The 22,921-nt window shown below is 32.5% G+C and carries 23 protein-coding genes; 13 read left to right on the forward strand and 10 right to left on the reverse strand.

Annotation, left to right across the window (positions count from 1 at the left end; all coding sequences use genetic code 11):
- Together ACY3IT_RS01865 and ACY3IT_RS01870 are read right to left on the reverse strand one after the other, a co-directional pair.
- The gene (locus tag ACY3IT_RS01865) at window positions 1-186 is read right to left on the reverse strand and encodes a hypothetical protein (RefSeq protein WP_463083097.1); all 186 of its coding nucleotides are present in this window, start codon (window positions 184-186) and stop codon (window positions 1-3) included.
- A gap of 44 nt (window positions 187-230) precedes the next feature.
- On the reverse strand, window positions 231-662 hold the full coding sequence (locus tag ACY3IT_RS01870; RefSeq protein ID WP_463083609.1) for an iron-containing alcohol dehydrogenase: 432 nt from the start codon (window positions 660-662) through the stop codon (window positions 231-233).
- Between the two features lie 254 nt (window positions 663-916).
- Here ACY3IT_RS01870 and ACY3IT_RS01875 point away from each other — a divergent pair, with 254 nt between their 5' ends.
- The 9 genes from ACY3IT_RS01875 (at window position 917) to ACY3IT_RS01915 (ending at window position 10,900) form a co-directional block, all read left to right on the forward strand.
- Entirely contained in the window at window positions 917-1,903 is a 987-nt protein-coding gene (locus ACY3IT_RS01875; RefSeq protein WP_463083098.1) for an SIS domain-containing protein, read from the forward strand.
- 13 nt (window positions 1,904-1,916) lie between these two features.
- Window positions 1,917-3,179, forward strand: a complete 1,263-nt coding sequence (locus tag ACY3IT_RS01880; RefSeq protein WP_463083099.1) for an ABC transporter substrate-binding protein — start codon at window positions 1,917-1,919, stop codon at window positions 3,177-3,179.
- Between the two features lie 11 nt (window positions 3,180-3,190).
- Window positions 3,191-4,084, forward strand: coding sequence for a carbohydrate ABC transporter permease (locus ACY3IT_RS01885; RefSeq protein ID WP_463083100.1), 894 nt, complete (start codon window positions 3,191-3,193; stop codon window positions 4,082-4,084).
- 5 nt (window positions 4,085-4,089) lie between these two features.
- Window positions 4,090-4,917, forward strand: a complete 828-nt coding sequence (locus ACY3IT_RS01890; protein ID WP_463083101.1) for a carbohydrate ABC transporter permease — start codon at window positions 4,090-4,092, stop codon at window positions 4,915-4,917.
- A gap of 22 nt (window positions 4,918-4,939) precedes the next feature.
- Entirely contained in the window at window positions 4,940-6,208 is a 1,269-nt protein-coding gene (locus tag ACY3IT_RS01895; protein ID WP_463083102.1) for an ABC transporter substrate-binding protein, read from the forward strand.
- A 69-nt stretch (window positions 6,209-6,277) separates the two neighbouring features.
- Complete coding sequence (locus ACY3IT_RS01900) at window positions 6,278-7,036, forward strand: sugar-binding protein (protein WP_463083103.1); 759 nt, start codon at window positions 6,278-6,280, stop codon at window positions 7,034-7,036.
- Window positions 7,037-7,106: 70 nt separating this feature from the next.
- The gene (locus ACY3IT_RS01905) at window positions 7,107-8,669 is read left to right on the forward strand and encodes an endo alpha-1,4 polygalactosaminidase (protein ID WP_463083104.1); all 1,563 of its coding nucleotides are present in this window, start codon (window positions 7,107-7,109) and stop codon (window positions 8,667-8,669) included.
- Between the two features lie 16 nt (window positions 8,670-8,685).
- Window positions 8,686-9,651 carry an N-acetylglucosamine kinase gene (locus tag ACY3IT_RS01910; RefSeq protein WP_463083105.1) on the forward strand — a complete coding sequence of 322 codons (966 nt, stop codon included), beginning with the start codon at window positions 8,686-8,688 and terminating at the stop codon, window positions 9,649-9,651.
- Window positions 9,644-10,900, forward strand: a complete 1,257-nt coding sequence (locus tag ACY3IT_RS01915; protein WP_463083106.1) for a Gfo/Idh/MocA family protein — start codon at window positions 9,644-9,646, stop codon at window positions 10,898-10,900. The genes ACY3IT_RS01910 and ACY3IT_RS01915 overlap by 8 nt, the downstream gene beginning before the upstream one ends.
- Here the strand turns inward: ACY3IT_RS01915 and rfbD are convergent.
- From rfbD to ACY3IT_RS01935, 4 genes are all read right to left on the reverse strand, one after another.
- Complete coding sequence (gene rfbD / locus ACY3IT_RS01920) at window positions 10,895-11,737, reverse strand: dTDP-4-dehydrorhamnose reductase (protein ID WP_463083107.1); 843 nt, start codon at window positions 11,735-11,737, stop codon at window positions 10,895-10,897. The genes ACY3IT_RS01915 and rfbD overlap by 6 nt on opposite strands.
- Complete coding sequence (locus tag ACY3IT_RS01925; RefSeq protein WP_463083108.1) at window positions 11,734-12,849, reverse strand: hypothetical protein; 1,116 nt, start codon at window positions 12,847-12,849, stop codon at window positions 11,734-11,736. Before ACY3IT_RS01925 ends, rfbD begins: the two co-directional genes overlap by 4 nt.
- Before the next feature lies 1 nt (window position 12,850).
- Complete coding sequence (locus ACY3IT_RS01930; protein WP_463083109.1) at window positions 12,851-13,363, reverse strand: flavodoxin family protein; 513 nt, start codon at window positions 13,361-13,363, stop codon at window positions 12,851-12,853.
- A 67-nt stretch (window positions 13,364-13,430) separates the two neighbouring features.
- On the reverse strand, window positions 13,431-13,871 hold the full coding sequence (locus ACY3IT_RS01935; protein WP_463083110.1) for a type II secretion system protein: 441 nt from the start codon (window positions 13,869-13,871) through the stop codon (window positions 13,431-13,433).
- A 177-nt stretch (window positions 13,872-14,048) separates the two neighbouring features.
- Here ACY3IT_RS01935 and ACY3IT_RS01940 point away from each other — a divergent pair, with 177 nt between their 5' ends.
- Window positions 14,049-15,089 (forward strand): glycosyltransferase family 2 protein, encoded by a 1,041-nt coding sequence (locus ACY3IT_RS01940; protein ID WP_463083111.1) that lies wholly within the window; start codon window positions 14,049-14,051, stop codon window positions 15,087-15,089.
- Window positions 15,079-15,678 (forward strand): glycerol-3-phosphate acyltransferase, encoded by a 600-nt coding sequence (locus ACY3IT_RS01945; protein ID WP_463083112.1) that lies wholly within the window; start codon window positions 15,079-15,081, stop codon window positions 15,676-15,678. The genes ACY3IT_RS01940 and ACY3IT_RS01945 overlap by 11 nt, the downstream gene beginning before the upstream one ends.
- A gap of 1 nt (window position 15,679) precedes the next feature.
- Here ACY3IT_RS01945 and ACY3IT_RS01950 read toward each other — a convergent pair whose 3' ends face one another.
- Window positions 15,680-16,114: an OsmC family protein gene (locus tag ACY3IT_RS01950; protein ID WP_463083113.1), complete on the reverse strand. Its 435-nt coding sequence runs from the start codon at window positions 16,112-16,114 to the stop codon at window positions 15,680-15,682.
- Between the two features lie 109 nt (window positions 16,115-16,223).
- Here ACY3IT_RS01950 and ACY3IT_RS01955 point away from each other — a divergent pair, with 109 nt between their 5' ends.
- The gene (locus tag ACY3IT_RS01955) at window positions 16,224-17,888 is read left to right on the forward strand and encodes a lamin tail domain-containing protein (protein ID WP_463083114.1); all 1,665 of its coding nucleotides are present in this window, start codon (window positions 16,224-16,226) and stop codon (window positions 17,886-17,888) included.
- Between the two features lie 5 nt (window positions 17,889-17,893).
- Complete coding sequence (locus tag ACY3IT_RS01960) at window positions 17,894-19,072, forward strand: class I SAM-dependent rRNA methyltransferase (RefSeq protein ID WP_463083610.1); 1,179 nt, start codon at window positions 17,894-17,896, stop codon at window positions 19,070-19,072.
- On the opposite strand, the gene ACY3IT_RS01965 is transcribed toward ACY3IT_RS01960, so the two are convergent.
- The 3 genes from ACY3IT_RS01965 to ACY3IT_RS01975 form a co-directional block, all read right to left on the reverse strand.
- Window positions 19,067-20,248 (reverse strand): HD domain-containing phosphohydrolase, encoded by a 1,182-nt coding sequence (locus ACY3IT_RS01965; RefSeq protein ID WP_463083115.1) that lies wholly within the window; start codon window positions 20,246-20,248, stop codon window positions 19,067-19,069. The two genes, ACY3IT_RS01960 and ACY3IT_RS01965, sit on opposite strands and share 6 nt — an antisense overlap.
- Window positions 20,249-20,394: 146 nt before the next feature.
- The gene (locus tag ACY3IT_RS01970; RefSeq protein WP_463083116.1) at window positions 20,395-21,321 is read right to left on the reverse strand and encodes a GGDEF domain-containing protein; all 927 of its coding nucleotides are present in this window, start codon (window positions 21,319-21,321) and stop codon (window positions 20,395-20,397) included.
- Window positions 21,318-22,880, reverse strand: coding sequence for an MBL fold metallo-hydrolase RNA specificity domain-containing protein (locus tag ACY3IT_RS01975; protein ID WP_463083117.1), 1,563 nt, complete (start codon window positions 22,878-22,880; stop codon window positions 21,318-21,320). Before ACY3IT_RS01975 ends, ACY3IT_RS01970 begins: the two co-directional genes overlap by 4 nt.
- Window positions 22,881-22,921 lie beyond the last annotated feature (41 nt).

Genomic DNA, 22,921 nt, shown 5'->3' on the forward strand with positions numbered 1-22,921 from the left:
TTATTGGTATGCTTTTCTTAATATCTCAGTAGTTTCTTCAAAGCTCAATTTATATGGATCCCTTTCAAAAAGTCCTCCCATAGTTTTTATAGCATTATCTGCTAATTTCTCAATTTCATCCCTCCTTATTCCATAGTCAGACATCTTTAAATTGCCTACTCCACATTCTTCTTGTAATTTTTTCATAGCTTTTACAAAGGCATATGGTCTTTCCTCATAGGGAAGAGAATCTATGTCAACCCCATAGCTTTCGCGAGCTGTATGTATCTTTCTATTAATTTGGAAACAAAAAGCGAATGATGTGCTTCCAAGCTCATAATTAGTCCTTCTAATATATTTACAATGAATCCTTCTAATTTTTCATTGTTCTCAACATTGCTTATAACTTTCCAGGGATCTGTTTCTGTATCAGTACCAGCTGTAGTAGTTATTGTAACTCTTTGTAGGACAGGTTTTTCTGTGTTAGGAAGAATTTTATCAAAAACCACATATTCAACTTTTAAACTCTTTAATATATCAATAAGTCTATCTAAATATCCAAGTTTTTTCATAGAGCCACCTGCAGAGATAACAATAAGGGCTTTTTCCCCTGGTAATTTTTCATTTCTTAATTTTTCTAGACTACCTGGTCCAAAAAGAATTCTTGGAGGAATATGGTAAATAAATTACAAGATTTCTTTCATTTTTTGCACCTCCTTGTTTATTTAATTATGTGATAATTATTTTTAGTAAAAATTATAAACTTAGTGTATTTTTTGTCAATCAAAGAAGAACGTTTGTGATAAATTTATTTTTTGAAAACATTGACAAACTATCAAATACTATCTATAATAATCTAAAAACAATCAATATATGGGCTATAAATGATCAAAAGTTAAAAAAGAGGTATTAATCCTCAAGATAAAGGAGGTAAAAAATGTCTTTAGTAGAAAAGGAGATAAAAGAACAAGTTGAAATTTTGCCTCTTACCCTTGAATATGTGGAGAATTACCTTGCTAAGGAAAAGATACCATCTTTTATCTTGGAAAATGATCTAATTTATTTTATAGGATGTGGTACATCCTTATATTTAAGCCTTTCTGCTAGTAGATTTTTTACATTAAAAACAGGGAAGGAGACAAAATTTCTTCCTGGGGGAGAAATATATTTTGCATACCATGAGAATATAGGAAATAAATCTTTAAAAAGATCAGCTATTTTAATATCTCGATCAGGAGAATCAACAGAAGTGATTAGAGCAGGAAAAGTTTTTAGAAAAATGAATATTCCAACCTTAGGCATAACTTTGGAACCCGAGAGTTCTTTAACAAAAATATCTGATGTAAGCATAGTACTTCCTTTTAGGGAAGATTCTATTGTGATGACAAAATCTTTCTCTGGAATTCTTTTGTCTTTAGAACTTATTGCAAGTTATATGATGGGAGAAGGTTTTAATACTTATAGAAAGCTTGTGCAAAAGACACCTGAGATTATTCAAAAAATGGAAGAGATAGCTGAAGAGAATCTAAATTTTAAACATTATGTCTTTTTGGGACTTGGAGTGGAAGAGGGAATTGCTAGAGAATCTGCCTTAAAACTGGAAGAAATGTCTCTATCAAAGGTAGAGGCTTATTCTACTTTTGAATATAGACATGGTCCTAAATCACTAGTAGAAGAGGGTTTTTTAGTATCTCTCTTTAGAAGAGGATTAAAAGAAGAAGAAGATCTTATACAAGAATTAGAATCTTATGGAGCAAAGGTTATTACTATTGGGGATAATGGAGATCACATTCCTGTATCTTATTTGCCAGAAAGCATCTTCCTTAAGGTATTATGGGGACAGATTCTTGGCTTAAAGATAGCTTATTATAAGAATATAAATGTGGAAAGTCCAAGAAATCTTTCCAAAGTAGTGAAGTTTTAAAGGGGGTTAAAGAATGAAGAGATTTATTTTTCTATTGATAACTTTGATTTTGATAGGCCTACCTTTATTTGGACAAAGTAAAATAGAGATAGTCTACATGAGGTGGGGAGATCTAAAGGAAATAGAGATAGAGAAAAAGATAGTTGAATCTTTTAACCAATCCCAGAATAAGATCTTTGTAAGATTAGAATCGACAGCATGGGGAGCTTATTGGCAACAGCTACAAAATAGGATTGCTGCAGGAAATGCTCCTGATGTAATACTCATGGATGGTGCTTATTTTATTGATTTAGCCTCGAAAGGTGTATTTTTAGATATTACTGATTGGATGAATAAAGAGATAAATCTAAAAAACTATTACTATGATCCTGAGGTATGTGAATGGAATGGTAAGAAGTATGCTATGGTAAGGGATATTACCATTGGAGGTGTAATGTATTACAACAAAGATTTATTTGACAAGTATAAGGTAAGATATCCTGATTGGACATGGAACTGGAATAAATGGTTGGATGCAGCAAAAAAGTTAACAATAGATGAGAATAAAGATGGAACTCCAGAGATTTGGGGTTTATATATACCAACATGGGGTGAAGGAGGATTGTATCCCATCATATGGAGTGCAGGGGGAGAGATATTAACAAAGGATAGGAGAGCATGTGTAATATACTCAAATCCTAAATCTTTGGAGGGATTAAAGTTCATGTATGATATAAGGTATAAATATAAGGTATGTCCATCAGAGAGTTTTATGCAAGGATTAGCAGACCCATTTATGACAGGGAATTTTGCGATGACCACAGGGATCACATCCTTTATAGTGGGGTATAAGAAATTACCTTTTAGGTGGGGGATAGCACCAATACCAAGTGGTCCAGCGGGTAGGCACATGACAGTAAACCAGTTATCCTTAGCCATATACTCGAAGTCGAAATATCCCAGGGAGGCATGGGAGTTTATAAAGTTTGCGGTAGGACCGAAAGGGCAGGAGATAATGGGTAAAGGGTATCAGGCCATACCAGCATTGAAGACAAAGACGAGGGTATATTTTGATGAGGAGAATATAAGGCCGGCGTTAAAGATATTTGAGTTATATGAGAAAGGACAATTAAAGTCATTAAATTTTACTCCATCCTGGCTTGAGTGGAACAATATGTTAGAGACCACCTTAGGATATGCATGGCAAGGGAGGGTAGATATAGAGAAAGCAGCCAAGACAGCAGAAGAAAGAGTAAACAAAATATTAAAAGAAGCTTGGGATAAGTTAAATAAGTGAGGTATTTTACAATGAAAAATACAAAAGCCTCTAAAATTGAGAATATAGTAGGTTATATATTTTTAAGCCCTTGGTTATTTGGGTTGATTTTCTTTGGCCTTGGACCATTACTTTTCTCTATATTCTTGGCTTTTGCTGAATGGGATCTTATTGTTCCTCCTAAATTTATAGGGCTTGGCAATTTTATAAATCTTCTTCAAGATGATATGTTTTGGAAATCTTTTAGGAACACATTAATTTTTAGCTTTTCTGTTCCTATAGTGACATTCCTATCTCTATTATTAGCTTATCTTATGAATAGACCAAAAGGAATATTTTCATTTTTAAGATCCATATATTTTATTCCCTCGATTACTCCTGCGGTTGCTAATACTGTTGTTTGGGTATGGCTTTTACATCCTACTGTGGGAGTGGTTAATTTTCTTCTTAAAAAATTGTTTTTAATAAATGGACCTAATTGGTTAGGAGATCCAAATTGGATTATTCCATCTTTGATAATTATATCAGTTTGGGGAGGTTTAGGATATAATATTGTTCTTTTTACAGCAGGTTTACAAGCAATTGATCCCCAGATATATGAGGCTGCAGAGATAGATGGAGCAAATCAGTGGGATATCTTTTTTAAGATTACCTTACCGCTTATATCTCCAACAACCTTTTTTGTTATTGTTACCTCCTTTATATGGGCTTTCCAAGTTTTTGATATATCCTATATTGCTACTAATGGAAGACCTGATGAACATAGCTTGACTATCGTTTATTATCTTTTCCAAAATGCATTTCAATACTTTAAAATTGGAAAAGCATCCGCTATATCATGGGTTCTTACTAATGTTATCCTTTTAGTTACCTATATAGAGTTTAAATTAGAAAAGAAATATGTCTTTTATGGTGAAGGAGATTAGAGAAAATGAAAAGATCAATGTTAGCTGATTATATAATAATGGTGATCCTGATAGCCTTAAGTATTATTATGCTTTTACCTTTTCTTTGGATGTTTTTTACCTCTTTAAAGGATTGGGGAGAAATATTTAAATTTCCTCCTACCATTTTCCCTTCTAAGGTTCGTTGGGAAAATTATAGTGAACTCTTTCAGATGGCTCCTGTATGGGCGTGGTTCAAAAACTCTATGTTTCTTTCTGTAATGTCCACTATAGGGGTATTAGTTTCTTCTTCTATTATAGCTTTTGCTTTTGCAGTTATAAACTTTAAAGGAAAGAGTTTTTGGTTCTCTCTTCTTCTTTTAACTATGATGGTTCCTTTTCATACTACAATGATTCCTCAATATATACTTTTTAGATATTTAGGTTGGATAAATACATTAAAACCATTATGGGTTCCAACTTTTACAGGAGCTCCTTATATGATATTTCTTTTGAGACAATATTATAGGAGTATACCGCAATCTTATCTAGATGCAGCTAAAATTGATGGAGCGTCCTTCTGGTACATATTTAAAAATGTATATGTTCCTCTATCTTTGCCTGTTACGGTAACTGTGGGACTTTTAACCTTTATTAATCAATGGAATTACTTTCTTGGTCCTTTGATTTATCTTAATGATGTTAACAAAATGACTTTAACTGCTGGTCTTTCCTTTCTTCAAGGACAAAGTTTTGGGTATTGGAATTATATAATGGTAGGTGCCACGATAGCTGTTGTGCCTATTTTAATCTTATTTTTATTTACTCAAAAGTTCATTATTGAGGGTATTATGCTTCAAGCTGGTATTAAATAAATGAAGGGGAGGTTAAGAAAAAATGAAAAAATTAAGGTTCTTAAGTGTGCTTCTTGTAAGTCTCCTTTTAATTATACCTTTGGAGGCTCAAAACAGAATAGAGATAGTCTACATGAGGTGGGGAGATCTAAAGGAAATAGAGATAGAGAAAAAGATAGTTGAATCTTTTAACCAATCCCAGAATAAGATCTTTGTAAGATTAGAATCGGCAGCATGGGGAGCTTATTGGCAACAGCTACAAAATAGGATTGCTGCAGGAAATGCTCCTGATGTAATGCTTATAAGTGGAGCCTATTTCATCGACTTGGCCTCAAAAGGTGTATTTTTAGATATTACTGATTGGATGAATAAAGAGATAAATCTAAAAAACTATTATTATACTCCTGAGGTATGTGAATGGAATGGCAAGAAGTATGCTATGGTAAGGGATATTACCATTGGAGGTGTAATGTATTACAACAAAGATTTATTTGACAAGTATAAGGTAAGATATCCTGATTGGACATGGAACTGGAATAAATGGTTGGATGCAGCAAAAAAGTTAACAATAGATGAGAATAAAGATGGAACTCCAGAGATTTGGGGTTTATATATACCAACATGGGGTGAAGGAGGATTGTATCCCATCATATGGAGTGCAGGGGGAGAGATATTAACAAAGGATAGGAGAGCATGTGTAATATACTCAAATCCTAAATCTTTGGAGGGATTAAAGTTCATGTATGATATAAGGTATAAATATAAGGTATGTCCATCAGAGAGTTTTATGCAAGGATTAGCAGACCCATTTATGACAGGGAATTTTGCGATGACCACAGGGATCACATCCTTTATAGTGGGGTATAAGAAATTACCTTTTAGGTGGGGGATAGCACCAATACCAAGTGGTCCAGCGGGTAGGCACATGACAGTAAACCAGTTATCCTTAGCCATATACTCGAAGTCGAAATATCCCAGGGAGGCATGGGAGTTTATAAAGTTTGCGGTAGGACCGAAAGGGCAGGAGATAATGGGTAAAGGGTATCAGGCCATACCAGCATTGAAGACAAAGACGAGGGTATATTTTGATGAGGAGAATATAAGGCCGGCGTTAAAGATATTTGAGTTATATGAGAAAGGACAATTAAAGTCATTAAATTTTACTCCATCCTGGCTTGAGTGGAACAATATGTTAGAGACCACCTTAGGATATGCATGGCAAGGGAGGGTAGATATAGAGAAAGCAGCCAAGACAGCAGAAGAAAGAGTAAACAAAATATTAAAAGAAGCTTGGGATAAGTTAAATAAGTAGGGGGTGATAAAAAAATATTTAAAATTTCTATTTTCAATACTATTTAAGAAATATAGGAGGTGTTTTTAAATGAAAAGGTTTTTAGTGATTTCCTTAATTCTTCTTATAGTGGTGAGTATATCCTTTGGTGAAAATATAAAATTAAGACAGGGAACATGGACCCATTATGCTCCTTATGTAACTACACCACCTAAGGTAGACGGAGATGTTTCAGTTTCTGAATATTTCTTATCTCCAAGATATTATGTGGGATTAAAGCAAGATGTAGATTATATTCCCGAAAATTGGAAAGGACCCGATGATCTATCAGTAGTATATTACATGGTATGGGATAAGAATTACCTTTATATTGGAGCTATAGTAAAGGATGAAAGTATTGTACAGCTTGCTACTGGTGAAAATATTTGGCAGGGAGACCACTTAGAGCTCTGGTTTGATACTGATCTTCAAGGAGATTTTGAAGATAAGAAAAACAATAAAGACGATTTTCAATTTGGAATAAGCCCTGGAGATTTTGATCTTTTAGATCCTGAAGTTTGGGTATGGACTCCACCTGTTCTTACAGAAGATGTTAAAAAAGTACAACTTGCTGCAAAGAAGATAGATGGAGGATATACCTTGGAATTTGCAATTCCATGGACATTATTAAAGGTAAAACCTGAGCCTAATCTTCTTATGGGATTTGCATTCTCTCCTAGCGATACTGATACTCCTGGTAAGTTAGATCAGGAAATGATGATGAGTTCTGCTCCTGGATCAAGTCCTAACTGGGGTAATCCAACTTTCTGGGGTAACTTAATTTTAGTAGATCCATTGGAAAAGTTCTAACGAAATAAATTTAATGGGGATAAGGGGGAATTCTCCTTATCCCCTTTTTATTTAAAAGAGGTGAGAATTTATGAGGAGGTTTTCAAGATTTTTTTTAGTATTATTTTTACTCCTTATTCTTTTGTATATAGAAAATGATATTTGGGCTGATAATGGTTTAAGAAAGAATCCCTTGAAGGATATAAAGAATTTTGTGTTCTTTTACGGTAAAGGCAATGTGGATAAATTAGAGAAATATGATCTTGTAGTAATACAAGATTATACCCTTACAAAGGAGGAAGTACAATATTTAAGAAGTAAGGGAATAAAGGTAGTAGTATATGTTACTATTGGTGAATCAGATGTGGATCCAAATACTATCGGTATACCCAAAAATTGTGTTCTTGGGAAAAATGAAAACTGGAACTCATGGTTTATTGATGCAAGGTGTGATTTTTGGCAAAATCTTGTATTGAATAAGATGAAAAATTTAATCAATGAAAAAGAATATGATGGCTTTTTCTTAGACACCTTAGATACAGCAGTTATTTATCCAGACACAAGACCTGGAATGGTAAACCTGGTGAAAAGGATAAGAGATACTTTTCCTAATGCTATTTTAATACAAAATAGAGGGTTTCAACTTCTTGAAAATACAGGAAAATATATAGATGCAGTTTTATGGGAAGATTTTGCTAGTGGATATAATTTTGTTTCAGGAAAATATGAGAAAAATGTCATATTAGATGCTTTAGTAAAAAGGCAAAAGGATCTTGCAGAAAAATATGGGTATATTATATTAGCTTTAGATTATAGTGAAGAAGATGATATAGATCTTATCAATTATATTAAGAATCAATGGCAAAAATACGGTATTTTAGGTGCAATTACTGATTTATACATTTCAAAAATATATGATTTAAGTAAACCTGTTAAACCAAGGGAATATACTACAGATAATATAGATCAATTAGTAATTATGGGAAAAAATGATAAGAATTATATATATGGGGATGGATGGAAAGATTTGGAAAATATTTATGGTACTTTTGCAAGAAAGTGTGAGGGGTGGAGCGCAGGAGTAATTTTGACTTTTAAAGAGAAAAAGGACTCCATATTCTATGTTACTATTTATGATGGAGGAGTACAGGATTTGGCATTAAAAATAACAACATATAATGGACAAAACTGGCCATTTATTGCCTCCATACCTGTTGGAGATAGTGAGGTCTTTAAAACTTACGAGGTAAAAATAAAGAAGGAAGAAATGTATGATAATGATCCTGATGTTCCTTTTATACAGCAAAAGTTTGGTTTTCAAGGAGCAAGAGTACTTTTTATAGGTTATCCAAATAAGCCAGAAATTCATTTTGGAAAATATGAAATCACAAAAAAGAAAGATAGAATATATTTTAGAATAGGAAATGCCGGACTCTTATCTGCAAAAAATGTGGAAGTTTGGGTTCTTGATTCTAATAATAATGTTTTGGAAAAATTCTTTGTGGATGAATTAAAACCTAATGAAGTTAAAGAGATAGAATATAAATTTCCTAAAGGGATTGATATATCCGAACTATATTTAAAGGCAGATCCTGATAATAAAATAGGTGAGATAATTGAAGAAAATAATATATTAAAGGTAAGTATAAAATAGAGGGGTAGGTTTAAGTATGTATTATCTTGGAGTTGATGGAGGAGGTACAAAAACCTTAGCTTGTATTGTAGATGATAAGGGTAAGCTTGTATTTAAAAATATTTCGGGGCCTACCAATATACTAGAAAATGGGGAAGTGATTTTTAGGAAAAACATAAGGGAACTTTTAACTCCATTATTGAGTGAAATAAAACCAGAAGAGACTATATCTTGTTTTGGACTTCCTGCGGTTGGTGAATTTAGAGATGATATAAAAATGTTAAGAAAGATAATAAAAGAAGAGGTACAAATTGAGCCTAATTTTATTGTAAATGATGTAGTAGTAGGTTGGGCTGGTGGGAATTTAGCAAGGGATGGAATCCATTTAGTGGCAGGAACAGGAACTATTGCTTACGGAAGAAAAGGAAATAGAGAAGTAAGAGTAAGTGGATGGGGAAGTATTATCGGAGATGAGGGAAGTGCCTATTATATAGGGGTAGAAACTCTGAGGGAAGTAAGTAAAGAACTTGATGGAAGATCTAAAAAGTCATTACTTTCCATAATGCTTTTTGAAGAATTAGGTCTAAAAGATACTTTAGATTTTATCAACTTTATATATGATCCTAATAAGGATAAAAGGTCAGAGATAGCATCAGTAGCAAAGATTACCTATGAGATAGCTTTAAAAGGAGAGAAAAAGGCTATAAAAATATTGAAGGAGTCTGCAAAGGAATTAGTTTTAACAGTGGTTACAGTAAAGAAGAAGTTAAGACTTATGTATCCAGTTGTAACATATAGTGGAAGTGTAATTGAAAAGAATGAAATTATGAGGACAGAATTTATAAAGGCCCTTCATGAAGAAGGATACAAGGTAAGACCTCCCCAACTTTCTCCAGTCCTTGGAGCTATTGTTTATGCCTATGTTAACTATCATGGATATTATCCTGATAATAGTTTTATTGAGAATCTAAAGAAGATAGAAAGGAGTGAGGAAAATGGATAAAGTGAGTGTAATAATGATAGGTGCTGGAAATAGAGGCTATGAAGCCTATGGAAGGATTATTTTGAAAAGGCCTGATATAAAGGTTGTAGCGGTAGCAGAACCAAATGATATAAGAAGGGAAAGGTTTGCGAGAGAACATAATATACCAAAGGAATATCAATTTAAAAGTTGGGAAGAGGTTTTTGAGAGAGAAAAATTTGCTGATGGTGTAATAATTACTACTATGGATATAATGCATGTGGCACCTGCAAAGGCTGCTATAAAGAAGGGATATAAGGTTCTTCTCGAAAAGCCAATTGGAGTAAATATGGGAGAGATCAAAGATCTTTATGGAGAGGCCAAAAAATATAATGCAAGTATAACTGTAGCTCATGTTTTAAGATATACTCCCTTTTTTCAAAAGTTGCGGGAGCTTTTGAAGAAAAAGGTAATCGGAGATCTTGTGGGTATTAATCTTGTGGAAAATATTGGCTTTTTTCATTTTGCCCATAGTTTTGTAAGGGGAAATTGGAGAAATAAAGATACATCAGCTCCTTCTATTCTTGCTAAAAGTTGTCATGATTTAGATATTCTTCTCTTTTTAGTGGGAGAAAAGGTTAAATATTTATCATCCTATGGAGAATTAGTACATTTTAGGAAGGAGAAAGCTCCTTCTGGAGCAGTAGAAAGGTGTTTAGATTGTAAGATTGATGATTGTCCTTATGATGCTAAGAAAATTTATCTTGTAGATTATACAGGTTGGCCTGTTTCTGTGATATCTGAAGATTTATCGTTAGAAGGAAGGCTTAAAGCCTTAAGAGAAGGTCCCTATGGAAGGTGTGTTTATTTCTCTGATAATAATGTGGTAGACCATCAAGTTGTTTCGTTAAAATTTGAAAATTCCATATATGCAACCTTTACCATGACAGCATTTACAGCGAAAATTACAAGAAAAATTAATATTTATTGTACTCATGGAGAGATTTATGGGGATTTAGATAATAATGTTATTGAAGTGAAATACTTTGGTAAAGGAAAAGAAATGATAAGTCTCAATTTACCTTTTAGAGATATGGTAGGGCATAGTGGTGGTGATGAGGGAATTATAGACGAGTTTGTTAAAGTACTGAAGGGAGAGGTAAAAGATACATTATCAAACATAGAAGAGTCTATTGAAAGCCATCTTATGGCTTTTTCTGCTGAAGAAGCTAGATTAAACAATAAAATTATTGATATGGATCAGGTAAGAAAAATTTTCTATGAATTATGATAAGTTATTTATTGCTTTTTTTAAGGATTCTTCATAGTAAGGCATATCATCCATATTATAAAGCTCTAAGATATAATTTCTTAATACAGAATAAAGTGGTCTTTTAGCAGGTGCTTTAAAGTTTTCTGGATTAAGTGGAATAATCTTGTCTTTTGAAAAGCCCGCTATTTCTGCTACTTTACATGCAAAGTCATATCTTGTAATGGTTCCTTTATTGACAATATGATATGTACCGAAAAGTTGGGTATAGGAAAGCTCTTTTACTTTTCTTACTAAGTCTTTTGCATAGGTACAAGATGCAAAATGATAATTACTGAGATGAACTTCTCTTCCTTCTTTTAAGGTATTATATATCTGGGTTAGAGCATTATTTCCATATTCACCGAATACATAAGAAGTTCTTATGATGAAATATTTTTTACAAAATTCTCTTGTAAAAATCTCTCCATATAATTTGTTTTTTCCGTAGGTATTTATAGGATTTGGTGGGTCAAATTCTGTGTATGGGGTATCTTTGTCTCCTGAGAAAACATAATCAGTACTTATATAAATAAAAGGTATATCTAAAAGAGCACAAGCAATGGCTAAATGTTTGGTACCTATTGCATTCACTTTCCATGCTTTTTCTTTATCTTCCTCACATATGTCTGGAGATCTTATGGCTGCAGGATGTATTACTAAGTCTGGTTTTATTTTTATAATTTTATCAATTGTATCTTTATCTTCGATGTTCATATCTTGATGACTTATAGGAATTATTTCCTCTTCCTCAAACTCTTTTGAAAAATAGCTTCCTAAAAAACCTTTACTACCTGTTATTAATACTTTTCTTTTCATACTCTTTCCCATCCAATCTTTTCCAATTTACTTATGAGATCTTCCTCATCCCCTAAGAGGATAATAAAATGATTGCCGATGGGGTTTTTTAAGAATCTTTCTTCCTTTATCCTTACAGATATTTGAGTTCTGCACATATTATTTTCCCAAGATTTTTCTACTACTTCTCCGGTAAATACAGTAAATTTATGATTTTTCCCAAGTCTTAATATGGTAATTTTGTCTGTTTTTATATGTCCTTCTATACCTACACTACTCAAGGTTTCGAAATGGGTGTTAAGATTAAAATATTCAGGAACATTTACTGCAATTGTACAGTGAGCAAAAGTATATGTATCATCATCTATCCTTGCCAAATTAGCCATGAATGGTGTTTTTCCAGTTAATTTATAGGAAAATAGCATGGTAGCAAGAGCTTCTGTATCTCCTTCACAACTTGCTATAATTCCCTCCGCATTCAGTAAAGATAAGGCAAGACATCCTGTAATTTTAAGGTTTATAGCAAGATCAAAACATCTTATTGTAAGGGCAATTAGGTCGTATTTTCGGATAATTTTCTTTAAGGCTGAATAAATTTTGGTTGCTTTTATCAGTTCTTTAAAAGATATCTTTTTTTCTTTTGATAAGTTCCATATTTTATTGGCAAGTTCTGTGTCTTCTTCCATGTTTTCTTCTACCTCGGTAAGGGAAATTTCTATAATATTTAATCCTATTTCTTTTAATATATCATAATTTCCGCTTTTTATTAGCCAATCACTTGGTTTTCCTATGATCCCTATGTTTTTATTTTTTATCTCATCAAGGGTTTTTAAAATTTTCATGGTCTTTTCTTCGGGATTTGGAATTAATATGGTTTTTATTCCCTTTTCTTTAGCATATGCCTGTATCTCTAAACTTGCAGCTAAGCCGTTAAAAGTACCAAAAGGAAGTAGATAAAGGCCATCTTTTAAATAAGGTATAGACAGCTCTTCAGTTCCTCCTGTAAGTAATATTAAAGCATCAGGATTTTCACTTTCTTCTAAAGTGATATATTTTCCAAAGTATTCTTTTGCTTCTCTTAATTTATTTTCCACATCATAGGCTATTGGACTTAGTAAAAATTTAACCTTCATTTTATTTCTCCTTTCCACAACTTATCATCTTTACATATTCTGCCATCTGTTTACCAAGAAGTCTGCAAGCTTTTTGTTCTGCTTCCTTTGGATATCCAACAGAGACAGCTCCATAATGGGCTGTAACACCTGGAGCTGAGTAGTCTGGAAGTCCAAATACTAAGTATCCATAATTCATAAGAATGGTTAATATGGAATAGAGAGTAGCTTCGTTGCCTCCTCCAAGTCCTCCTGAAGAGGAAAAGGCTGCTCCAATTTTTCCTTTTACTTTTCCCCATGCTACGCTAACACTTTCATCAAAGAATTTTTTAAGTTTCCATGTAAGGGTACCACAATAAGCTGGAGATCCAACTATAATTCCATCGTAATTTAAAAGATCTTCAGGTTTTGCTTCATCTACGTGCTTTAGAGTAACCTCAACTCCTTCTACTTCTTTTACTCCTTTTTCCACTTCTTCTGCCATCTTTTTTGTATTACCAGAAACACTATCATATATGATTAATACCTTGGGCACAAAAATCCCTCCTTATATTCAAAATATCTATCTATTTAGTTATCTTACTATACTTTTGGGTTTTTAATCAACGAGAGTAATAAGTAAGGGCGTAATTTTTAGTAGGGTTATCAGACCTGTAATATATATGATGATAATTATTAGTACTTTCTATCCAGTCCCAAATAGAATCCCAGTCAGTATAATAATCCTGCCAAAAGATTACATTGTATGGTTTATTGTTATATGGGCATATTAAGGGTTCTGGAAAATATTGAGGATTATTAAAAAAATAGGTTGTAAAGGCCCAGGCATCTCCAGTAGGATCAGATCCTCCATCTGGATAGACTCCATTTTTTAAGTAATATAATTCTAAGGATGTTTTTATAATTCTCATGTTCTCAAGTTGAGCATTTCTTTTGGCTTGTTTTATGGCATCAAAATATAATGGGATCGCTATGGCAACCAAAATAGCAATGATAGAAATGGTAATTATGAGCTCCAATAAATTAAAACCCCTCGCCTTCATATTATAAATTTTATAATAATTATAAAAATATTTCAATCTCAGCCTAATCTAAGATCTTCATCTCTGGAGTTAGCATCATGGATTTTTATACGTACACACCAATGCTTGCACATTCTGAGTTTGTTTCATCATTGATATATTGTATTCTCCTTCTTTTTTGTTTATAATATTTTTGAAATGAGGGGTATACTTTATCTATTTTCATGGGGTATAGGGTGGTTGTACTATAAGGCTCTTAAATTTCTTAAGAGGGAAGGTCTGATATCAAGGGACTATAAGATCTCTGTTATCATCCCTGCAAGAAATGAAGAAAGAAATCTTCCCAAGCTTCTTTCTCTTCTTGAAAGGCAAACTTACAGACCTTATGAAATCATAGTTGTAAATGACAATTCTGAGGATAATACAGAAGAGGTAGCAAGAAGATTTAATGTAAAGGTAGTGTCTTTACATGAAGAGCCACCAGCAGGATGGGTAGGAAAGAACTGGGCAATATGGAATGGATATTTAGAATCAAAAGGTGAATTGCTTTTATTTCTTGATGCTGATGTGGAACCAAGAGAAGATTTTATAGAGGTTCTTTTAACAAGTTATGAAAAATATAAAGGATTGGTATCTTGTTGGCCATATCAAAGATTTGAAAGGTTTTATGAGCATTTGAATTTTATATTTAATCTTGGAGCAGTTATTACCATGTCTTCCTTTGGTAAGGAAGGGGCATATGGTCCGGTGATGCTTATATCCAGAGAAGATTATGAGAGAGTTGGAGGACATTTAGAGATAAGAGATAAAGTAGTGGAGGATTTTTATTTTGGAAATCTTTGTATGAAAAATGGAATAAGCGTTACAAACCTTCTTGGGGGAGATCATGTAAAATTTAGGATGTATCCTGGAGGTTTTTGGGATTTATTAGAGGGATTTACGAAGAATACTTTTCAAGCTATATATTCTTTGAGTATTAGGAAGGTTTTATATCTTTTAGCTTGGTTTTATGGAATGTTAGGAAGTTATTTTTATGATGGTATTTTTAATATTTTTTATCTGCTTTTTGTTTTTCAGCTCTACATATTTACAAAGAAATTAGGAAATTATAATATTTTAGATTCCTTTCTTTATCCTTTACATTTTCTTTTCTTTATCTTCGTACTTATCTATTCCACAGTAAGGGGATCCTTTTTAAAATCTGTTTCCTGGAAGGGGAGAAGAATAAATGTGGGATAGTTTGATGATAATTTTTCTTCAATTTCTCTCAGGATCTATGATGTATTCCTATTTTATAGCCAAGCTTCTTAATATAGATTTAACAAAGGTAAGGGATGGTAATCCAGGAGCTTACAATCTCTGGATTTCTACAAATTGGAAAATAGGAATATTGGGTGTGCTTCTTGATTATCTTAAGGGAATGTTTCCTCTTCTTTGGTTTATAAAATATAGGGATCTAAAAGATAGGTTTATAATAACAACAGCTGCTTTGGCAGGAATACTGGGTCATGTTTTCTCTCCCTTTCTTGGAGGTAAAGGGGGAAAGGCTATATCAGTTTCTTTTGGTGCTTGGACAGTAGTAACCGGTCTTCAAGGACCACTTTTTTTAGGTCTTTCCATGTTTATATTTAATCTTACAAAATGGCATGGAGCATCCCCCGAAGAGGATGCTCTCAAGGTATTTTATGGTTTTTTGTGCTTAATTCCCTTTGTAACTTATAAGGTTCTTACTGGAGATATTTATATCTTATATTTCTTTTTAGTCAATTTTATTATTATCATTTATACCCATAGAAGAGAACTTTATAAAGTTCTCGTTAGTGCATAAATTATTCTAAGGATATCTTTAGATTTACAGGATTCTTAATGATATCCGAGACAGGACATCTTCTTTCTACTTCTTTCATGAGCTCTTCAATTTTTGCCTTGTCTACGGGGGTTTCAATCTTAACCCTTACTCTTACTTCATCATATCCAGCTCTTATATTGGGATCTCCCATAAATCCTCTTGGATCAAGATCACCTTCTGTATAAATCTCTACATTCTGGAGAGGGATATTTTTCTCTTTAGCTATTACCTGAATTACAATTCCTAAGCATCCAATTAGGGCTGCTAATACTACTTCTACTGGGTTTGGAGCAGTGTCTTCACCTCCAAGAGAGGGTGGCTCATCCATGTTAATGATGAATTTATCCCTAATTTTTGCCTCTACTTTGAGGTTACCAAGCCATTTTCCCTCAGCCTTAAAAGTAACTTTTCCCATTACTATATACCTCCTTTTTAATTTTAACTTCTGTTATTCTAACATCTCCTACTAAAAAAGTAAATATTTAATAGTTTAATTCATAAAATCCTTGATATATAATATTAACATGAGAAGTAAGGGGTTGACTTTCATAGAGGTAATGGTAGCAATCTTTATCTTAGGACTTATTGTCCTATTCCTTTCAAATTTATTTACCAAAAGCCTGGATTTATTCTTTGGGAAATCAGAAGAAAATGAAATATTTTCTAATGCTCAGATAATTCTTGATAGGCTTGCCAGGGATATAAGGCAGGGAAGGGAAATCTTATATATGAGTACAAATACTCTTACTATAAATCTTAGTACAGGTGTGACTCATACATACTCCATAGTAGTAGGTGCTGATGGTAAAAAATATTTTGCCCTTGATGGACAGATTCTTGCAGGACCTATTGAGAACATAACTTTTACAGGTACAAGGCTTGATAATACTTATACTTCCAATCTTCGTGAAATAAGGTTCATTATATTTACCTTAACTATGACAAATGGAATGAAGTATTCAAGCAATGTGGGATTGAGGGCAGATTTACCAACAAATTTGGGCGGAGTTGTGATAACAGAGATAATGTATGTTCCTCCTACAAAGGATAAATTAGGGAATAATATTGTAACAGCAGATCTCCAGTTCGTTGTAATTTACAATAATACTCAAAATCCTATTGATCTAAGGGGATGGAGTATTAATGGAAATCTATTTTCAGTATCAGTAAACAATACGTGGACTTTATTTCCAGGAAAGTCTGCTGTTATAGGAACAAGGAACTCTAATTTAATCAATTCTTATTATTTCCCTTTACCAGAATATGCTATTTATATAAAGACAAATAGTTCTGGACTTGGAAATGGTGGATTAAGTTTAAATAGTGGTGGAGATACTGTTGTAATAAAAGATAGTTTTGGAAGAATTGTTGACCAAATAAGTTTTACATCTTCTTGGGGTGGTCAACCTGGAAGTACCTCAGGACGATTTAGAGTATGGTATTCCATGGTTAGAAAGTCTCTTTCTTTGCCAACACAAGATGCATCTAATTGGACAAACTCTTCTAATTTAAATTATATAACCTTCCAAGGAAATGTAGCGTATGTAGCATATTGCCTTATGCCTAAATTAGTAATATCTGAGATTATGTATTATCCTTCTCCTTGTACCATACAAAGGTGGAATACGTCAGATCAAAGAATGATGGAATATATTGAGATCCACAATCCCACGTATTCTACTATATCTGTTGAATATGTAAATTGGTTTAATAACTATGCTGTATATACTTCTTCGAATCCTATTATGAGCCTTGTAAGTGAAACATGGACTCTTATGCCTGGAGGGTATATGGTGGTTAGTGGAACTTCTGCAAATATTTTGGATTGGTATGGGTTATCTGGTATAAATTATGCTAAAGTTTCAAATAATGGATTAGGACCATCTTTTGGTGAACTACCTAACGATTCTTATACTTTAACTTTATTAGAGAATCGAAACATTAGTGATAGAGTTATTCGGGTATGTGATGTATATTACAACTCCTCGATGGGCGGTCAACCTGTTCTTGATGGTAATACAGAGAAGTATTATTCTTTGGAATTAAAGAATGTAGGGCTTTTAGGTCTTTTATATGATTCTTCCAATTTCGCATCTTCTACTAAGTTGTGTTATAGTGTCCAAGGATATGATGGAAAATATTATTATATTTATGCCACACCTGGCTCAAAAAATTCTGTATCTCCATGAAAGAGATTAAGAAGGTTATTCTTAAAAAGGGTGTTCATACAAAGATTGTAAGGGGTAATCCATGGATCTATGCCAATGAGATCTCTAAGATTTTAGGGGAGATAAATCCTGGAGATATAGTAGATATTTATGATAGCAGTAATAGCTTTATAGGTAGGGGATATATAAATCCTAATTCAAAGATAAGGGTAAGAATACTTACAAGGAAAGAAGAAGAAATAAATAGGGATTTTTTTAGAGAAAGAATTATTAGGGCATGGGAATACAGAAAAAAAGTTGTGGAAACCTCATCTTGTAGAGTGGTTTTTGCAGAGTCTGATTTTCTTCCAGGACTTATTGTAGATAAATTTGAGGATATTCTTGTTATACAGACATTAACCCTTGGTATTGATAGATTTAAGGAGATAATAGTTGAAGTATTAGATGAAATTTTTAATCCTCGGGGAATATATGAAAGAAATGATGTGCCTGTAAGAGAAATAGAGGGCCTTCCTCAAATAAAGGGTCCTATAAAGGGAGATTTTGATCCTAAGGTAATAATTAATGAAAATGAAGTAAAGATATTGGTAGATGTAGAGGATGGTCAGAAGACAGGATATTTTTTGGATCAGAGAGAAAATAGGAGGGCTTTAAAAGGTTTGGTAGATGGGGCAGAGGTTCTTGATGTATTTTGTTATACAGGGTCTTTTTCTCTTCATGCTTTAAAATATGGAGCTAAAAGAGTTTTAGCGGTAGATTCTTCCAAGATAGCTCTTGAATTAGCCAAGGAAAATGCTAAGTTAAATGGATTTTTAGATAAGATAGAATTTGTTGAGGAGAATGCCTTCCATCTTTTGAAAAATTTTCATAAAGAGGGTAGAAATTTTGATGTGGTGATTCTTGATCCTCCTGCCTTTGCAAAATCCCAGAGGAATCTTGATAATGCTTTAAGAGGGTATAAGGAGATTAATCTTAGGGCTATGAAAATAATAAGGGATGGAGGTTTTCTTATCACTTGTTCATGTTCTCAGCATGTTATACCGGAAATATTCCAAAAAGTAATTGAATCTGCAAGCTATGATGCAAACAGAATATTGCGACTTGTAGAGTTTAGATATCAGGCAAAAGATCATCCTATTCTTTTTTCCCATCCAGAATCGTTATATCTTAAATGTGGAATATACCAGGTTTTAAAAAAATTATAGTTTTATAACAGAGGAAACTTCCTCTTTATTTTCTATTATTATGGAAAAGATTTCCTTGTCTATATATTTTTCAGTAGCTAATTTCTTCATATAACTTAATACTTTATTTTCTGAAAGCCCCAATCTATAGGGTCTATTCTCTAAGAGAGCTGAATAAATATCGGATATAGTGATTATCCTTGCAGGAATTGGGATACTCTCTCCTGATACTCTAAAAGGATAACCTTTTCCATTTAATTTTTCATGGTGATATGAAGCCCATATAGTAATATCTTCGTATGGAAGTCCCTTTTTAAGGGTAAGATAGGTTTTAAAAGGATGTATTTTAATATAATCGGTATCTTTTTTAGATAATTTTTCTTGCTTTAAAAGTATGGAAGGGGGTAATGCTACCTTTCCTATGTCATGTAGATATCCTGCTATTTTTATTTTCTTAATCATTTCTGAATCATAGCCTAATTTTTCTGATAAATAGGAGGCAACATTGGTTACATTTCTTGAATGTCTAACCTGAATCTTACTTCTATAGTCTACGATTCTTGCTACAGCTTTCGAAAGTAGTAAAAGACCATCTATATCTAATTTTAAATCACAGGAGAAATCTTCAGGAGATGGGGTATCATAATTTACCTCAAACCAAAAAGATTCCTTGTTAGATAGGGATAAGAAAGCCTCCATTACATCTTTGTTAAATAATTTTTCTCCTTCTTCCTTTACCCTTTTGATAATCTTGTTTTTTTCCTTTAATATATATTTTTGCTTATTTAATTTATGATCTATAAATTCAGCAAGAAATAAGATTTGGCTCTCCATAGGTACAGGTTCTTCTTTATATATATTTCCTTTCCCAAAATCCCATGCTATATGGTGATATTTTATGATTTTGGAAATATTTTCTAAGAAGGGTATATCAGATATAAAAAGGCTTCCTTTCAAGGCATGCTCGTCTATCTCTTTGGAAGAGTTTTTAAAATTATTGTTACCATTTCCAGCATCGTGTAAAAGAGCAGATATTATTAGGTTATATTTCTCCTTTTCCGATAAATTCAGTTTATCTGCTATGAAGAAAGAAATGTTGGCTACCCGAGAGGAATGTCTCCTTTTTTCAGGTACCTGATTGTCCAAGTTTTCTGAAAAAGCAAGCAAAAATCCAAGTAACGACACTTTTTCTTCCATAATCTCCAAAATTTTAACACAATCCAAATTTTTTTGTCAAAAAAACTTTTGTTAAATTATTTAAAAATTTTTTTAAACAGGTTAAGCCTTATACTTTCTGTCTTTTTATAGATTTTACCCAAAAGGTTTGATTTTTATTTTATTTTTTAGTTAACAATAACTCTATCTTTCCCTTCTTTTTTGGCTTGATACATTAAGTTATCTGCTCTTTCTATGATTTTCTCCTTATTATCATCTTCCTTTACTAAGGTTCCTCCTATGGATACGGTGACATTTAGAATTTTTTCTTCCAAATGTATATGTGAATTTTTTACTAAGATTCTTAATTTTTCAGCAAGCTGATATAAAATATTCTTTTTTTCCAAATCAGAATATACCACAATAAATTCTTCTCCCCCATATCTTCCTACCATATCTGTAGCTCTTATATTATTTTTTAACGTTTCAGCAACGGTTTTTAATACCATATCTCCTATCTTATGTCCATAAGTATCATTAATTTTCTTAAAATCATCTATATCTATAAAAAGTACTCCAAAGCTATGATGATATTTTTGGAATTCATTTATCTTCAAATCTAAATAGTAATCTAAGAATCTTCGGTTGGGAATTTCTGTAAGTTCATCTATATAAGTTTTTCGATAAAGTTCACTTACCATTTTCTTTAAATGTAAAGTTTCGGAAGTCTCTCTGAAAATTTCAACTGCCCCTATAATTTCCCCATTCTTAGCTTTTATGGGATTTACACTTACAAGTACTGGTAATCTTACTCCGTCCTTACGATGAAGAAAAACTTGTTTTTCTACAATTTTATCTTCTTTTATAGCATAAACTAAGGGACACTCTGAAAGACATAGCTCATTTCCCTTTTCATCTATATGTCTAAGGATATTATCATGGCAGTATTTTCCTATAATTTCTTTCTTTTTGTATCCTGTAATTATTTCTGCTGATTTGTTCCAATATATGATTTTTCTATTGGTATCTACAAAATAAATACCATCAGTAATATGCTCTAACAATTTTTTGTAAAAATTTTTAGGAATAATTTTGGTTTTATACTTCTTATTCATATAATTGTTATAGTCTCTCCTTTCTTTGGGTAGATTACTTTGCAAAAATCCTTAAATTGGTCAAAAAAGTCTATATTTTTATCCCTTTCTGTGTGTATAGGTATTAAGTATTCTGGTTTCGCATAATCAACAAGCTTTATTATTCCATCACCATGAATATGTCCACTGGCATGAAAAGGAGATTCTTCTCTTTTTTCTACCAAGTTTCCCCTTATCTCTATGTGGAAGTAATTTAGCCAATTTTCTATCTTTTTTTGATCTATTTTCATCTCTTCATTAAAAGCTTCGCTGGAGGAGAATATATAAGTACCACCATGGGGTAATATATCAAGTAGAATATGAAAGTCATAGTAAGACATACAGAGGATAAAATCATCAGGATTGTTTCTTATTTCTTTTGCGGAGATACCTTTTCCTTGAATATCATGTCTATCTAAAAGGTTCTCTTCCCACGTTTCATAGGAACCTTTTGGTTTTTTGTAAAAGGTTATGTATTCATCTTCCTTAGGGTCAGGATATCCAACCAGGGATAGAGCTTCCAAGAGATATATATCCTTTAGGGTTAATACAAGTCTTTTTCCTACCTCTTTTGCTATTTCCAGAAAACTCATTAATCGATCAATATTTCTTGCTCCAAAATCAGCAATTATATATCCTTTTGAGTTTTTAACAATGTGATATATATTTTCTTTAACATCTTCTTCAGTATATAGGCGATCTACTTTTGGATGGGTACCTTCACATATTAGGACTTTTATTGGTATTTCCTTTAATTTTTCAATAAATTTTTCTGAATGATCTTTGTTTCTTCCATGTAATCTCAGATCTCCCGTATATACAACCCAGCCTATTTTTGTATTTATGGCAAAACTTACTGCTCCCGGTATAGAGTGGTCTACAGGAAAGTAAGTAATCTCAGAAGAACCTATCTTATAAGTTTCATAGTCTATTATGTTAATTGGTTTATTTTCTATATCAATGTTTCTTTTATCCTTTCTTTCAAGCTTATTCCAAAATTCTTCTATCTTAGATATTGATCCATTACCAAAGGTGATATATGGTCTTTTTATAAATTTGTTTCTTTCTGTTTTTAAGACTCCGTTTTCTTGGGTTTTTCTCCTTATTAAGCATAGATCAGATATTATTCTGCTCGTATCTTCTAAGCTTTTTATGATAAGGGATGATATAAGGGATGTAATAATAGGTATATCCTCATGGAGATAGGAAAGGTATCCTACATGATCTAAGTGGGCGTGGGATACAAGAATAGCTATAGGATTTATTTCCCGATACCATGGATGATTTTTAAAGTTTTCCCAAATTTCTGGGATTATTAAATCTTCTCTGTATACTCCTTTCAAAGGGGGTATAAGGTTTAGATGGAAAAGATCATAAATTCCTAAATAACTTCTTGGTCTTAAGAATTCATCAAAGTATTTATTCTCGTCATTGAAATTAATGCCGAAATCTAAAATAAGGGCAGATTCATCCTCTTCTAAGAGTATTTTATTTCCCCCTATACAACTTACTCCATCAAAGAAAGTAAGTTTCAAGCTCATGTTTTATTTTATCATATGATACAATAAGGGAGAAAGAAAAA

It is taken from the genome of Dictyoglomus sp. GBS (assembly GCF_055179815.1).

Excerpts from the sequence above, each read along its gene's own strand:
- ACY3IT_RS01865 (WP_463083097.1), bottom strand. The coding sequence starts at position 186 with ATGAAAAAATTACAAGAAGAATGTGGAGTAGGCAATTTAAAGATGTCT.
- ACY3IT_RS01875 (WP_463083098.1), top strand. The coding sequence starts at position 917 with ATGTCTTTAGTAGAAAAGGAGATAAAAGAACAAGTTGAAATTTTGCCT.
- ACY3IT_RS01880 (WP_463083099.1), top strand. The coding sequence starts at position 1,917 with ATGAAGAGATTTATTTTTCTATTGATAACTTTGATTTTGATAGGCCTA.
- ACY3IT_RS01885 (WP_463083100.1), top strand. The coding sequence starts at position 3,191 with ATGAAAAATACAAAAGCCTCTAAAATTGAGAATATAGTAGGTTATATA.
- ACY3IT_RS01890 (WP_463083101.1), top strand. The coding sequence starts at position 4,090 with ATGAAAAGATCAATGTTAGCTGATTATATAATAATGGTGATCCTGATA.
- ACY3IT_RS01895 (WP_463083102.1), top strand. The coding sequence starts at position 4,940 with ATGAAAAAATTAAGGTTCTTAAGTGTGCTTCTTGTAAGTCTCCTTTTA.
- ACY3IT_RS01900 (WP_463083103.1), top strand. The coding sequence starts at position 6,278 with ATGAAAAGGTTTTTAGTGATTTCCTTAATTCTTCTTATAGTGGTGAGT.
- ACY3IT_RS01905 (WP_463083104.1), top strand. The coding sequence starts at position 7,107 with ATGAGGAGGTTTTCAAGATTTTTTTTAGTATTATTTTTACTCCTTATT.
- ACY3IT_RS01910 (WP_463083105.1), top strand. The coding sequence starts at position 8,686 with ATGTATTATCTTGGAGTTGATGGAGGAGGTACAAAAACCTTAGCTTGT.
- ACY3IT_RS01915 (WP_463083106.1), top strand. The coding sequence starts at position 9,644 with ATGGATAAAGTGAGTGTAATAATGATAGGTGCTGGAAATAGAGGCTAT.
- rfbD (WP_463083107.1), bottom strand. The coding sequence starts at position 11,737 with ATGAAAAGAAAAGTATTAATAACAGGTAGTAAAGGTTTTTTAGGAAGC.
- ACY3IT_RS01925 (WP_463083108.1), bottom strand. The coding sequence starts at position 12,849 with ATGAAGGTTAAATTTTTACTAAGTCCAATAGCCTATGATGTGGAAAAT.
- ACY3IT_RS01935 (WP_463083110.1), bottom strand. The coding sequence starts at position 13,871 with ATGAAGGCGAGGGGTTTTAATTTATTGGAGCTCATAATTACCATTTCT.
- ACY3IT_RS01940 (WP_463083111.1), top strand. The coding sequence starts at position 14,049 with ATGAGGGGTATACTTTATCTATTTTCATGGGGTATAGGGTGGTTGTAC.
- ACY3IT_RS01945 (WP_463083112.1), top strand. The coding sequence starts at position 15,079 with ATGTGGGATAGTTTGATGATAATTTTTCTTCAATTTCTCTCAGGATCT.
- ACY3IT_RS01950 (WP_463083113.1), bottom strand. The coding sequence starts at position 16,114 with ATGGGAAAAGTTACTTTTAAGGCTGAGGGAAAATGGCTTGGTAACCTC.
- ACY3IT_RS01955 (WP_463083114.1), top strand. The coding sequence starts at position 16,224 with ATGAGAAGTAAGGGGTTGACTTTCATAGAGGTAATGGTAGCAATCTTT.
- ACY3IT_RS01965 (WP_463083115.1), bottom strand. The coding sequence starts at position 20,248 with ATGGAAGAAAAAGTGTCGTTACTTGGATTTTTGCTTGCTTTTTCAGAA.
- ACY3IT_RS01970 (WP_463083116.1), bottom strand. The coding sequence starts at position 21,321 with ATGAATAAGAAGTATAAAACCAAAATTATTCCTAAAAATTTTTACAAA.
- ACY3IT_RS01975 (WP_463083117.1), bottom strand. The coding sequence starts at position 22,880 with ATGAGCTTGAAACTTACTTTCTTTGATGGAGTAAGTTGTATAGGGGGA.